Raw genomic sequence first — 12,926 nt, forward strand, 5'->3', positions numbered from 1 at the left:
TGACCCGCGGTGACGGCATCGGACTCGTCGGCCCTCCGCGCGCGTTTCGTAACGGAGCCTGGGTCGCGTCGCATCGGGCGGTGATGGCCGGAGGTCCTGGGCTGGTCGCGCTCGGCGTCCACCTCGGATGGCTCGGTCTCGGGCTCGCCGACGCCACCGTCATTGTCCGAGACCCGATCGGGCGCTGTGTCGTCCTTCGCCGGTTTTCTGCGTTTCGGTGGTTCGGCGGTGTCTGGGCCTGGCGCCGACCCCTGGGCCGGGCCCTCCGATGACGTCGTCGACGACGCTGTGTCATCCGCAGCGGCAATGGCTGTCGGCGCGGCCAGTCCCACCCCGAGCAAGACCGCCAGAGCCCCGACCCGTCCCACGCATGTTGATGCCTTCATGATCCCCCCTACGACCCGCGAGCACTCGCACATCGGTCCCCGTGTGTGATTCTGGCGAATGTTTTCTGAAATGGTCAGACTTTGGCTGCATCGGTCTCATGGCAGTTCCGGATGGTCATGAAGTGGTTCGAAGTCGATTGAAGGCGTGGCAGCGTCTTTCGCGTAGACGACAGATGTCCTTCACGACAGCAAATTTGCGTGCGCAAACAGACGCACCGACCCCACTACAGGACGAGGGCGGCGGACGCGGCCGGCCGCACTCGCTGCCGAATGTTTGCGGTGGGAATCAACAGTGGCCGGCCGGATGATGCCAGAGCTGAACTGGCTGGTCGGGACGACAGCAGCAATCGCAGCTGAAACGGATGAACGGGCGTAGCAGCAGCACCGTGCGATCACTTCGTCGCGATCACTGAACGGTTTGCTGCGACGAGTCCAGCGGGTACCCACCACCATGCCCACCGTGTCCCGAACCTTCATCGTCAGTCCGCCGCCCACGGTCGTCGTCGACTACCTCAAGGACTTCGCGCACGCCGAGCAGTGGGATCCGGGCACCCAGCGCTGCGAACGCATCGACAGCGGTCCAGTCACCGAAGGCGCGTACTGGCACAACGTCTCGAAGATCCTGGGGGTGACGGCCGAGCTGACCTACACCCTCGACGAACTCACCGACCGCAAGGTCGTCTTCGTGGGGGAGAACGGGTCATCCACCTCGGTCGACACCATCACGGTCGAGGCGGAGGGCGAGGGTTCGGTGATCACCTACGAAGCGGAGCTGCACATGCATGGCAGCGCGCGGCTGCTCAACCCGGTGATGAAGCTGGCCTTCGAGAAAATGGCCGGCGACACCGAGAAGCAGTTGGCGGCCGTGCTGAACGGGCTGGATCAGCGGGGCGGGGTCAGCCGGTAGATCGCGTCGGCGGCGTCGTCGGTGATGTACACCGCGCCGTCCGGGCCGACGACCGCGGCGACGGGTCGGCCCCACCGTGACCCGTTCTCGCCCTGGAAACCGCCGACCAGCGTCTGCTGGTTTTCCAGCCGCCCGTCGCGCCAGGGATAGAACGACACCTCGGGCTCGCGGGGCGGCTGACGGTTCCACGAGCCGTGCACACCGATCAGCGCCCCCTGCCCGTACGGCGCCGGTAACGCCCCGAAGCTCAGTCCGAGCGGCGCCGAGTGCGCGCCCATGCTCTGCTCGACGGGAGGCAGCGCCGCACAGTCCAGCTTGTCGCCGTTCGGATTGGTCTGGACATCCCTGATGAACGGCATGTCAGCGGGTCCACCATCGGGATTGCAATAGGGCCAACCCAATTCGCGGCCCGGTGTCAGGCGGGCGATCTGCTCGCGGGGGTGCTCACCGACGTAGGCGGGATCGACCTGACCGGTGCTCGGGTCGGCGACGTTGTCGCGGCCGTTGTTGGCCGTCCACACCGAGCCGTCGGGTGCGACGGCCAGCCCGGTGCCGTTGCGCACGCCCGTCGCGAACGGTGCGGCGGGCCCTCCGCCGGGCGGGACACGCATGATCGTGGCGCGCGGCGGCGTGGCGGTGCGGTCGGCAGCCGAGATGTTGCCGGTGGAGCCGATCGAGAAGTACACCGCGCCGTCCGGTCCGACCGCCACGCTCTTGAGTGCGTGCGCATAGGCGCCCCGCAGGTCAGGGCTCTTGGCGTCGGGCAAGTCGCCCGCGACCACGCGCGGGTTCGTCGCGGCGCCGTTGGCGTAGTCGTAGGCATCGATCTGATCACTCTGCGCGACGTAGAGCGTCGAGCCGGCCATCGCCAGACCGTGCGGTTGATCCAGGCCGTCGAGCAGCACCGACTCCGTCGCCCCGGCCTCACCCGGGGTGAACCGCAGCACCGTGCCCGCGCTGGGCACCGATACCAGCAGTGTGCCGTCGGGCGCCCACAGCGCCAACCGCGGCCGCGGCGTGCGTGCCCACACCGAGAGCTGCCATCCCGTCGGTACCCGGACCTGTCGCGGCTGGTCGAACGGCGCCTGCGTCATGTCGGGCGGCACGGTGACGTCGACGGTGCTCATCCCTGTTGCGGGCGGTGCCGAGGTCGCTGTCCCCGGCGACGACGGAGACGACGACGGCGACGACGAGGGAGCGGGTTCGGACGCGCCACTGCATCCGGCGACGAGAGCGGCCGCGACGAGCAGCGCGCTGAGGTGGCTAGGCCGCGGCGAGACCGGCATGCATCTCCCAGACGAGGATCTCGGCGGCGTCGGTCGCGGTGACTCGTTGACCACCCGAGGCGGTGAACCGCACGGCATCTCCTTCGCGCAGCGGGCCGGCGCCTTCGAGCACCACCTCGCCGCGCGGGACGAACAGGTGCAGGTAGGGCGCGTCGGGCAGTTCCACGCTCTGTCCCGGCTGCAGCCGCGCGCCGTGCAGTGCGGCGTAGCGGTTGCTGATCGTGATGGCCGCGGCGTCACTGTGTTCGGGCATGCCCGAGGCGATCGTCACGAGACCACCGCGCAGCAGCTCGTCGTCGATTTCGAGTTGCTGGTAGCCCGGCGTGATGCCCGATTCGTCGGGCACCACCCACATCTGCACGAAATGTACGGGCTCACTGTGGGTTTGGTCGCCGGTCAGGGTCCACGAGTCGTTCTTCTCGGAGTGCAGGATGCCGCGGCCTGCCGACATGCGCTGCGCCAGGCCGGGGTAGATCACCCCCGAGTGGCCGGTGGAGTCCTGGTGCACCAGCGAGCCGCGCAGCACCCAGGTCACGATCTCCATGTCGCGGTGCGGGTGGGTGTCAAAACCGGTGCCGGGCTTGACGATGTCGTCGTTGTTGACCAGCAGCAGCCCGTGGTGGGTGTTGTCGGGCTCGTAATGGCCGCCGAACGAGAACGAATGCTTCGAGTCCAACCATGCGATCTTCGTGGTGGCGCGGTCGGCGGCACGGCGAATGTCGATGACGCTGCGGGCGGTGCTCATGGGAATCACTCCTCGGGAGTCCTGGCCAGCCTAGGCGGCTGCTCTGCGTCCGACAACATGTATGACACGTCATGTATTCCGTACAGTGGGGTGATGGAATGGCTCACCCCTGAGCAGCAGCGCATCTGGCGCGACTATCTCGCGATGGCCAGCCGGCTGCACACCGCGATGCACCGGCAGCTGCAGTCCGACTGTGAGCTCTCGCTGTCGGACTACGACGTGCTGGTCGCCCTGTCCGAACGCGGCCCGTTGCGGATCACCGAACTGGGGGAGCTCATCGGATGGGAGCAGAGCCGGCTCTCCCACCAACTGCGCCGTATGCGCGGGCGCGGACTGGTCGAACGCCAGGGCGACGACGACGACCGCCGCGCGGCCACCGTCGCGATCACCCCCGAGGGCCGATCGGCTCTGGAGGTCGCCGCGCCCGGGCACGTCGACCTGGTGCGCAGCGTCGTGTTCGACGGGCTCTCGCCCGCCCAGCAGCGCGCGTTCGGGGCCGCGATCGGCCGGGTGCTCGAGCGGCTCGGTCGCTGAGCTACTCCTCTCTAGCCCTTCTGGTCGGACTCCTCAACGCGACTCGTGCCTCGCCGCTTGATCGTCGTCCTCGACGAAGGCCCGCAAGCGGTCGATGCGGCGGTCCCACCGCTGCGACAGCGTGGCCAGAAGATCCTGCGCCGCGGCGAGTGATGAGGTCTGCACCGTCCAGATGCGTTCGCGCCCACGCTTCTCGCTGCGCACCACCCCCGCTGACTCCAGCAGCGTCAGGTGCTTGGTCGCGGCTTGTCGAGTCACCGGAACCGACTGCGTCACCGCCGACGTCGAACACGGTCCGGTGTCGCAGAGCCAGATCACCATCCGCAGCCGGTGCGGATCCCCCAGCGCATCGAACAGCGGGGCCGCCTTCTCGGGCCTTGCAAGCGCGGTCACGCCCACTGCGGCGCCGCCAGGTACTGCCCGATGAGGCGGAGCTGGGTGGCCCAGCCGCCGCTGTTGTCGGTGAAGGCCGCGGCGCGGCGGGATTCGGGCAGCGCGTCGAAACCCGATTCCACGATCTCGAGCAGCACGCCGCCGTCCGCCTCGCTGAGGGTGAACTCCACCAGCGTGATCAGATCGGCGAACTCGGGCTCGGACAGCGGATTCCACCGGAACGCGAAGTAGCGTGGCGGCGTCACCGACACCACGTGCAGCGGGAACGTCACCCCTGCGAAATCCTCCTGCTGCGCGGCCACCTCGTCGTCGACCGCGGTCGGCGTCATCACCCCGGTCACTGTTTCGCCCGCGACGAACGGACCGTCGACGGTCATGCCGAACCACTTGCCGAACTGATCGGATTCGCTGATGGCCCGCCACACCCTGTCCAACGGGGCTCGCAGCAGGGCACTCTTCTCGATACGGTCTGTCATGATGTGCAACCTCCTGGTTGCCCATCACGCTAGACCGACTCCCGGCATCAGGCAACCTTTGAGTTGCGTTTTACAGGTGTGCCGGCAGACCGAAACGCTCGAACAGATCGTCTTCTTTGAATGCGACCACGTGGACGATGCCCGTGGACCGGATGTCGAGAACGTGCAACTGGAACGCCTCGTGGACACCGGTCTGCGGGTTGCGCATGTACAGCGCGGCGACCGGTTGGCCGTTGGCGGTGGCCCGCAGGAAGCGCATGTCTCCCGGCCCCTCGGCGGGGCAGTGGAACTTCGACAGCGCGATGATGGCGGCCGGACCGTCGTACCAGCCGTCGAAGGGCGGCATCTCCCACACCGCGTCGGCGGTGAAAAGCTCCGCCAGCCGGTCGATGTCGTAGGTCTCGAACGCCGAGATGTAGCGATCGAGCAGGTCGGCCGTCTGGGGCGAGTCGGGTGCCAGCGCCGCGTCGTCCCGCGCGGGGGCCACCTCATCGAGCTGGGCCCGGGCGCGCTGGAGCAGGCTGTTGACCGCCGCGGTGGACACCCCGATCGCCTCGGCGACCTCGGCGGCCCGCCACTGCAGCACCTCCCGTAGCACCAGGACCGCACGCTGTCGCGCCGGCAGATGCTGCAGCGCCGCGATGAATGCCAACCGCACCGACTCGCGGGACTCGACGATCACCGACGGGTCCGACGGATCCGCATGGGGCGCGTCCGGCAGCGGCTCGAGCCATGCGATCTCGTGTCGCTCGTGCAGCTCACCGACCGGATCGGATGCCGGCTGGCCCAACCCGCTGGGCAGCGGCCGGCGGTTCCGGCCCTCGAGGGCCGTCAGGCAGGTGTTGGTCGCGATGCGGTACAGCCAGGTGCGCACCGACGACTTGCCCTCGAAGCCCTTGTAGGCCTTCCACGCCCGCAGATACGTCTCCTGGACCAGGTCCTCGGCGTCGTGCAGCGAGCCGGTCATCCGGTAGCAGTGCGCGAGCAGTTCACGCCGATAACGCTGCGCATCGGCGAGGAACGCGTTCTCGGCGCTGCTGTCATCGACAGCCAACACGGTCACGGTCCCCGAGCTTAACGAGCACCACCGACGAAGTCAGCCATGCTCGGCTGCCGGTCCGGCGGCCGCTCGCTACTCTGCCGTGCATGCCCGTGACGCGAACCGAACGCAGCTTCGACGGAGTCGGCGGCGTGCGCATCGTCTACGACACATGGACTCCGCAGCAGCAGCCCCGCGGCGTGGTGATCATCGCCCACGGCTACGGCGAGCACGCCCGCCGCTACGCCCACGTGGCGGACCGCTTCGGTGACGCGGGTCTGGTGACCTACGCCCTGGACCACCGGGGCCACGGCCGCTCCGGCGGGAAGCGGGTACTGCTGCGCGACATCTCCGAGTACACGGGCGACTTCCACACGCTGGTCGGGATCGCCGGTGACGAACATCCGGAGCTGCCGCGCATCGTGCTCGGCCACAGCATGGGCGGGGCGGTCGTGTTCACCTACGGCGTCGAGCATCCGGACGACTACGCCGCGATGGTGTTGTCCGGACCGGCCGTCGCCGCCCAGTCCTCGGTTCCGGCGGTCAAGGTGGCGGCGGCCAAGCTGCTGGGCCGGATCGCACCCGGCCTGCCGGTGGAGAACCTGCCCGCCAGCGCCGTCTCCCGCGACCCCGAGGTGGTCGCCGCCTACGAGGCCGACCCGTTGGTGCACCACGGCCGGCTCCCCGCCGGCATCGGCCGGGCGCTGATCGGCGTCGGCGAGACGATGCCGCGCCGGGCCGCGGCGATCACCGCGCCGCTGCTGGTGGTGCACGGCGACGCCGACCGCCTCATCCCGGTGCAGGGCAGCCGGACGTTGGTCGAGTGCGTGGGCTCGGTCGATGTGCACCTCAAGGAGTACCCGGGCCTCTACCACGAGGTGTTCAACGAGCCGGAGCGCGCACTGGTGCTCGACGACGTGACGTCCTGGATGGAGTCGCAGCTGTGAAGCGGTTCGTCGCGCTGCTCCTGGGCGTGCTGCTGCTGTGCGTTCCCGCCTGCTCCTCGAAGGCTGCCGAGCCGGCACCGTCGTGGGTCGACGAGGACGTCTCGTTCGACGCCGACGGGTTGACGATCTACGGCACCTACCGGCACCGCAGCGATGACGAGCGAGGGCCCGCGGCGCTGCTGATCTCCGAGAGCGGGAACACCGACCGCAACGGCGACAACCAGGTGGCCGGCCCCATCGGCAACATGCGTCAGCTGGCCGAGCTGCTCTCCGAGCGCGGCGTGGCGAGCTTGCGCTACGACAAGGTCGGCACCGGCAGGACCGGGATCGGGCCGTACCGGGACCATCCCGACGACGTCGTCAGCGCCGTCTACACCGCCGGCGCCAAGGCGGCGCTGCGGTATCTGGCCGGGCGGCCGGACGCCGATCCGGATCGACTGTCGATCTACGCGGTGGGGGAAGGCACCATCCACGCGTTGACGCTGGCGGGGGACACGGCGCCCGAGGCGCCGAAGGTGCACTCGCTGGGCCTGCTGCAGCCGCTGCCGGGGCGCTATCTCGACATCATCACCAGCCGCGTGACGGCGGGCGGTTCGCCGGAGACGGTCGCGGCGTGGAAGGCCGCGGTCCAGCAGATCCGCACGCAGGGCACCGTGCCCGCCACCCTTCCCGACGGGCTGAACGCGATCGTGAACCCGGGCAACATCAAGGCCGTGATCGACGCCGACCGGATCGATCCGCTGGCGCTGGCCGCGAACGTTCCCGCCGGCACTCCGGTGCTGTTGACCTGCTCCGATTCCGACAAACAGGCGACGTGCGCCAACGCCCGACCGTTGATCGACGCGCTCGGCCGCACCGCGCTGACGGTCGTCGAGCTCAAGGGTGTCAACCACGTCCTGCGTGACGACCCGACCGACGACATCGCCAACTACGCGAAGAAGGATCCGCTCTCGCCGCAGTTGGTGTCCGCGCTCGACGGCTTCGTGACGCGCTAGCTGTGGATGAAATCGATTGTGGGGATGGGCGATACTGGTCGGCGATGACGTGTCTGCCACCCGGCCTAGGTTTCTGGGCATGAGTACCGACGAGAAGATGCTGGCCCGGATCGCAGCACTGCTGCGCCAGGCCGAGGGCACCGACAACACCCACGAGGCAGATGCCTTCATGGCCGCCGCACAGCGGCTGGCCACCGCCGCATCGATCGACCTGGCGGTCGCGCGGTCGCACAGCGCCGAGCGCACCGCGGCGCAGGTACCGGTGCAGCGCACCATCACGATCGGCGAGCCCGGCGCCCGCGGGCTGCGCACCTATGTGCAGCTGTTCGTGCTGATCGCCGCCGCGAACGACGTCAAGTGCGACATCGCCTCGAACTCGACGTTCGTCTACGCCTACGGGTTCGCCGAGGACATCGACGCCACCCACGCGCTCTACACCAGCCTGGTGCTGCAGATGGTGCGCGCGTCGACGGACTACATCGCCTCCGGCGCCCACCGGCCGACGCCCACCATCACCGCGCGCATCAACTTCCAGCTGGCGTTCGGGGCGCGCGTGGGCCAGCGCCTGGCCGAGGCGCGCGAGCAAGCCCAGCAGGAGGCCACCCGCGGTCCGGCGAGCCAGCCGGGTACCGCGATCGCGTTGCGCAACAAGGATCTCGAGCTGAAGGACTACTACCGGCAGACGTCGCGGGCGCGGGGTACCTGGCGCGCCACCAGCGCGACGGCGGGCTACTCGTCGGCGGCGCGGCGCGCCGGTGACCGGGCCGGACGGCGGGCGCGACTGGGTGGGGAGACCGAGCTGGCGGGAGCGCGCACGGCGCTGGAGCGGTGAGCCGGGACACCCAACGCGCGAAAGTGTATGCGGCAGAACAGTTCGTGCGGACGATGTTCGACCGGGCGGCCGAGCGCAACACCCGGGTGGTCGACTTCTTCGGTACCCAGCTGACGCTGCCGCCCGAGGCGCGGTTCGCATCCGTGGAGTCGGTCCAGTCTTACGTCGACGGCGTGCTGTCGCTACCCGCCGTTCGCGCGGCGTGGCCGCACGCCGGCACGGTGCGGGTTCGCCCCCGCCGCGGCGCGACCGCGGCGCACTTCGAACGCGAGAGCGCGACCATTGCGGTGCCTGAAGACCGGAGCCGTTGGGCGCTGCGGGAATTGGTGGTGCTGCACGAGATCGCCCACCACCTGTGCGACGCCGAGCCCGCGCACGGCCCGGCGTTCGTCTCGACGCTGCGTGAGCTGGCCGCCGCGGTGATGGGGCCCGAGGTCGCTCACGTGCTGCGGGTGGTCGGCGCCACCGAGGGTGTGCAGGGCTGACCTGTCCATCGGGCGCGCGAGTACCGTCGCGGGCGTGACCGATCCAGACTGGGTGTCTCTCGACGACCTGTTCACCGAGCTGCTGCACAGCGAGGACGATGCGCTGCGGTCGGCGCGCGAGGCCGGCGTCGCGGCGGGCATGCCGGCGATCGAGGTCTCCGCGCAGCACGCGCGCCTGCTGTCGTTGTGGGCACAGGTGGCCCAGGCCCGGCGCGTGCTCGAGATCGGCACTCTCGCGGGCTACAGCACGATCGCGCTGGCCCGTGGCGTCGGCAACGACGGCACCGTGGTCAGCCTGGAGTTCGCGGCCGCGCACGCCGAGGTGGCGCGGGCGAACCTGGAGCGCGCGGGGGTTTCCGACCGCGTCGAGGTGATCGTGGGCGCTGCGCTGGACACGCTGCCCACGCTGACCGACCGCGTACCGTTCGATCTGGTCTTCATCGACGCCGACAAGGAGAACAACGTCGCCTACGTCGAGTGGGCGATCCGCCTCGGCAGGCCCGGAACGGTGATCATCGTCGACAACATCGCGCGGTCAGGCCGGGTGCTGAACCCCCGACCGGACGACGAACAGGCCCGCGCCGTGCGGAACATGCTGGCGATGATGGGAGAACACCCGCGGCTGGACAGCGCCGCTATCCAGACCGTCGGCACCAAGGGCTGGGACGGCTTCGCCGTCGCCATCGTGCGCTGACCATCGTGCGCTGACCGTGGTGCGCTGACCGTGGTGCGATGACCGTGGTGAGCTAAGCCCAGCTCGCCCGATCCAGCACGGTGCCCCGGTGCATCACCCGGTCACCGACCACGCCGCTGTGGTCGGCCTTGTGCATCACGCACCGGTTGTCCCAGATCACCACGTCGTGCGGACGCCACGAGTGCCGAAACACGTTGTCCGGCCGCGTGGAATGCTCCAGCAGCTCGTCGATCAGCTGCGCCGCTGCGTCGGGCGCCATTCCGCTGACCGCGCGGCAGCGCTCCCGCGTCGACAGGTACAGCGCCGTCCGGCCCGTCAGCGGGTGCCGCAGCGCCAGCGGGTGCCGCGCCTCGGTCTCGGCGTCCCCGTCGAGATCCAGACCGGTGACCACGTGGGTGACCACCCGGTTGCGGATCTGCGCCTGCATCTGACGCGGCAGCGTGGCGTAGGCGGCGTACTGGTTGGTGAACAGCGTCTGTCCGCCGCGCTCAGGCACCGTCACCGCCCGCAGCGCCGTGTACGCGGGCGGGTTCCGCAGATAGCTGGTGTCGACGTGGAACGACGAGCGAGGTGTGCGCGTACGGCCCACGTTGGTGATGACGTTGAGCAACGGCGCTTCGGGGACGGGTGTCTCGCCGGTGGTGAACACCACGGTGCCGAAGCTCTCCAGGAACTGGACGAACGCGTCGTCGTCGACACGCTGGTCGGGCAGCACGAGCACGCCGTGCACGGCCAGCAGCGCACGCAGATGCGAAACCACGGTGGGGTTCAACGGGCCCACCTCGACGCCGCGTACCTGTGCGCCGACCGGGTCGCGGGTACTGACCTCCATACTCATGCCGCGGCGATCCTCGCCTCGCTGCACAGGGTGTCGAACAGCTCGAGCACTGAATAGCCCTGTGCGGCAGCCATCTTCGCGATCACACTCGAGGGCGCGAACGAGCAGTAGGGGCCTGCCTCGAGGAACCACGGCCGTCCGGCGGGGTCGATGCGGAAATCGAAGAGGCCGTAGTGGCGGCAGCCCAGCGCCGCGAAGCACGTGCGCGCCGCGTCGAACACGGCCTCCTCGATCGGGTCGCCGGGCGCCACGATCCACGCCCGGCCTCCGTCGCCCGCGGTCAGGCGCAGCTCGCCACCGCCGGCGCGACCCAGCTTGTCGGCGGGTAACCGGATCGGGGCCGCGAGCGCGTACTCCTCCAGCGGCAGGCACACCAGCTCGCCGTCGACATCGAGGACGCCGCAGCGCACTTCGCGTCCGAGAGGCACGAAGGTTTCGACCAGTACGCCGGGACCGTGGTCGGCGGCCCGCGCGATGGCGGCGGGCAACTCGCCCTGATCGGTCACCAGCGACACCCCTACCGAGTTGTCGGAGCGCGCGGGTTTGACGACGAGCGGCAACGGCAGATCCACCTGATCGGGCCCTGTCACCAGTCGGCCCTCGGGCACCGCGACACCCCGGGCCGCGACGAGGGCGCGGGCGACCGCCTTGTCTGCGGTGTTGGCCATCACCTCGGCGGTGTTGCCGAGGAACGGCAGTCCGAGCACGTCGAGCAAGCCCCGGTAGGAGGTCATCCCGGGCAGGCAGAACATCTGCGGCAGCACCACATCCGGCCGCATCTGCGCCATTTGCGCGATACCGGCTGTGGCCGGCATCGGCTCCGCGGCGGCCAGACTGCCGGCATCCAGCCCCCCGGGGAACTGCCAGGTGCCGCCCGGGGCGACGTAGGCGAACCGCACGTCGTGCTGCGGCGCGAGCGCCTCGGCACTGGCCCGCGCATACAGCCGCGACAGTTCGGCGTGGAACTCATCGACGGGCGAGCCCACCAGTTGGACGAGACGCACGTCAATCCCCACCGTTCTCGACGAGCTTGCCGATGTTGAAGTCGATGCGGCGCCAACCCCGGCGCTTACGCAGGTTGCTGATGAGCAGCGCGGGGATCTGCAGGTGGTAGACGCCGAGGTAGGGCAGCGGATCCCACGCCGCGAAGATCGCGTCACGTCCCCGGGCGATCACCCGCAGCCGCCGCAGCCGGTCGGGGCCACGCAGCAGCCGCCACAGTTCGTGATAGATCCAGTAGGTCGGCGTCGCACCGGGCCGCGGCGTGATCGTCGGGTGCCCGTCGGTGAGGTAGGCGCGTGCCACCTCAGCGTGGTCGTGGAACATCGTGATCGCGCTGTGGGTGCGCGGGTTGCACTCGATGGCGTAGGGCGTGCCGTCAGCGCCTTCGATGAAGTCGAACGAGATCTGCCCCGTCACGCCGGTTTGGGCGGCGAATCGCTCTACCCACGAACGGATCTCGGGCTTGTCGACGAATCGGTAGTTCAACTGCACCGCCGAGGACTCGCAGCAGCCGTACACGGTGACGACACCGCCCCGCAGCGTCGCGTGCGTGCAGTACTCCTGACCGTCCACGTACTGCTGCAGCAGCCACGGATCACTCGGTGTGATGTCGAGCGAGCGCGCGAATGCGGCATTGTGTTCCGGCGTTTCGCGGCGAAGCCGGGTCAGGTCGGTGCGTCCGACCGGGTTGTAGGCGAGCCGCTTGAGCACATAGGAGCGGCCGGGGACGAAGTCGAAACGCTCGACGTCGACCGGGTCGGTGATCAGCTGACACTCCGGCACCGAGAGACCGAGTGAGGCGCACAGCGTGCTGAAGTCCCGTTTGTCGTCCAATGTCGCGATCAGCGCCGCCGACCCGTGCAGCACCTCGCAGCGATCGCCGACGAGGTCGTGCAAGGCCGCCTCGGGCACGCTGGCCGCCGGGCTGGACACCGGCACGAAGACGTCCACGTTCTCGCGAAGGATGATGTCTGTCAACGCCTGTGGGTAGCGCGGGTCGGTCGCTTCCGGCGTGCAGTGGAACGCGTCGACGGCGCGGGAGAACCGATGCCCGGTGAAGCGGTACTTGGCGGATTCGGTGAGCACCACCCGGTGTCCGGCCAGATGGAACGCTCGCGCCAGGTGCAGCGCCTTGGTCATCTTGCCGCCGGTGACGAGCACGGTCTTCGGCGTGTCGGCGGCGCGCACGGCCGGGCGCGGTGCCGGGCGCAGTAGCGCTCCGGCGGTGATCGCGAGGTCGACGGGCAGGGTGGCCGTCAGGCCGGCGAGGACGGAGAGGGTGCGGGCGGCGTCCCGTGTCGGGGTGGGACGCCGCACCGCACCCGCCGGGGCGGCCCGGTCTGTGAGATGCGCAGTCAGCGTCATCA

The 12,926-nt window shown here is 69.5% G+C and carries 15 protein-coding genes; 7 read left to right on the top strand and 8 right to left on the bottom strand.

The window, feature by feature from the left end:
- Positions 1-837: 837 nt before the first annotated feature.
- Positions 838-1,293, top strand: coding sequence for an SRPBCC family protein (locus ACXYX3_RS00690; protein WP_458609738.1), 456 nt, complete (start codon positions 838-840; stop codon positions 1,291-1,293).
- Here ACXYX3_RS00690 and ACXYX3_RS00695 read toward each other — a convergent pair.
- Both ACXYX3_RS00695 and ACXYX3_RS00700 read right to left on the bottom strand, forming a co-directional pair.
- Positions 1,269-2,579: a PQQ-dependent sugar dehydrogenase gene (locus ACXYX3_RS00695; RefSeq protein ID WP_458609739.1), complete on the bottom strand. Its 1,311-nt coding sequence runs from the start codon at positions 2,577-2,579 to the stop codon at positions 1,269-1,271. The genes ACXYX3_RS00690 and ACXYX3_RS00695 overlap by 25 nt on opposite strands.
- A complete protein-coding gene (locus ACXYX3_RS00700; protein WP_458609740.1) occupies positions 2,557-3,324 on the bottom strand; it encodes a pirin family protein in 768 nt (255 codons plus the stop codon). Before ACXYX3_RS00700 ends, ACXYX3_RS00695 begins: the two co-directional genes overlap by 23 nt.
- 93 nt (positions 3,325-3,417) lie before the next feature.
- On the opposite strand from ACXYX3_RS00700, the gene ACXYX3_RS00705 reads away from it, so the two are divergent.
- Positions 3,418-3,858: a MarR family winged helix-turn-helix transcriptional regulator gene (locus ACXYX3_RS00705; protein WP_458609741.1), complete on the top strand. Its 441-nt coding sequence runs from the start codon at positions 3,418-3,420 to the stop codon at positions 3,856-3,858.
- Positions 3,859-3,891: 33 nt separating this feature from the next.
- Here ACXYX3_RS00705 and ACXYX3_RS00710 read toward each other — a convergent pair whose 3' ends face one another.
- From ACXYX3_RS00710 to ACXYX3_RS00720, 3 genes are all read right to left on the bottom strand, one after another.
- A complete protein-coding gene (locus tag ACXYX3_RS00710; RefSeq protein ID WP_458612259.1) occupies positions 3,892-4,179 on the bottom strand; it encodes an ArsR/SmtB family transcription factor in 288 nt (95 codons plus the stop codon).
- Positions 4,180-4,247: 68 nt separating this feature from the next.
- On the bottom strand, positions 4,248-4,727 hold the full coding sequence (locus ACXYX3_RS00715) for an SRPBCC family protein (RefSeq protein ID WP_458609742.1): 480 nt from the start codon (positions 4,725-4,727) through the stop codon (positions 4,248-4,250).
- A 70-nt stretch (positions 4,728-4,797) separates the two neighbouring features.
- Entirely contained in the window at positions 4,798-5,790 is a 993-nt protein-coding gene (locus ACXYX3_RS00720) for a sigma-70 family RNA polymerase sigma factor (RefSeq protein ID WP_458609743.1), read from the bottom strand.
- Positions 5,791-5,873: 83 nt separating this feature from the next.
- Here ACXYX3_RS00720 and ACXYX3_RS00725 point away from each other — a divergent pair, with 83 nt between their 5' ends.
- The 5 genes from ACXYX3_RS00725 to ACXYX3_RS00745 all read left to right on the top strand — a co-directional run bounded on the left by ACXYX3_RS00725 (position 5,874) and on the right by ACXYX3_RS00745 (position 9,719).
- On the top strand, positions 5,874-6,713 hold the full coding sequence (locus ACXYX3_RS00725; RefSeq protein WP_241204258.1) for an alpha/beta hydrolase: 840 nt from the start codon (positions 5,874-5,876) through the stop codon (positions 6,711-6,713).
- Complete coding sequence (locus ACXYX3_RS00730) at positions 6,710-7,708, top strand: alpha/beta hydrolase family protein (protein WP_458609744.1); 999 nt, start codon at positions 6,710-6,712, stop codon at positions 7,706-7,708. The genes ACXYX3_RS00725 and ACXYX3_RS00730 overlap by 4 nt, the downstream gene beginning before the upstream one ends.
- A 79-nt stretch (positions 7,709-7,787) precedes the next feature.
- Positions 7,788-8,540: a DUF2786 domain-containing protein gene (locus ACXYX3_RS00735; protein ID WP_458609745.1), complete on the top strand. Its 753-nt coding sequence runs from the start codon at positions 7,788-7,790 to the stop codon at positions 8,538-8,540.
- The gene (locus tag ACXYX3_RS00740) at positions 8,537-9,025 is read left to right on the top strand and encodes a TIGR04338 family metallohydrolase (protein ID WP_458609746.1); all 489 of its coding nucleotides are present in this window, start codon (positions 8,537-8,539) and stop codon (positions 9,023-9,025) included. Before ACXYX3_RS00735 ends, ACXYX3_RS00740 begins: the two co-directional genes overlap by 4 nt.
- A gap of 34 nt (positions 9,026-9,059) precedes the next feature.
- Positions 9,060-9,719, top strand: coding sequence for an O-methyltransferase (locus ACXYX3_RS00745; RefSeq protein WP_458609747.1), 660 nt, complete (start codon positions 9,060-9,062; stop codon positions 9,717-9,719).
- A 52-nt stretch (positions 9,720-9,771) separates the two neighbouring features.
- Here the strand turns inward: ACXYX3_RS00745 and ACXYX3_RS00750 are convergent, their stop codons facing one another.
- The 3 genes from ACXYX3_RS00750 to ACXYX3_RS00760 are packed head-to-tail and all read right to left on the bottom strand — an operon-like array spanning position 9,772 to position 12,924.
- Complete coding sequence (locus ACXYX3_RS00750) at positions 9,772-10,557, bottom strand: TauD/TfdA dioxygenase family protein (RefSeq protein ID WP_241204253.1); 786 nt, start codon at positions 10,555-10,557, stop codon at positions 9,772-9,774.
- A complete protein-coding gene (locus ACXYX3_RS00755) occupies positions 10,554-11,561 on the bottom strand; it encodes a D-alanine--D-alanine ligase family protein (RefSeq protein ID WP_458609748.1) in 1,008 nt (335 codons plus the stop codon). Before ACXYX3_RS00755 ends, ACXYX3_RS00750 begins: the two co-directional genes overlap by 4 nt.
- 1 nt (position 11,562) lies before the next feature.
- The gene (locus tag ACXYX3_RS00760; RefSeq protein ID WP_458609749.1) at positions 11,563-12,924 is read right to left on the bottom strand and encodes an ATP-grasp domain-containing protein; all 1,362 of its coding nucleotides are present in this window, start codon (positions 12,922-12,924) and stop codon (positions 11,563-11,565) included.
- Positions 12,925-12,926: the final 2 nt, after the last annotated feature.

It is taken from the genome of Mycobacterium sp. Panama NTM2, assembly GCF_054355555.1.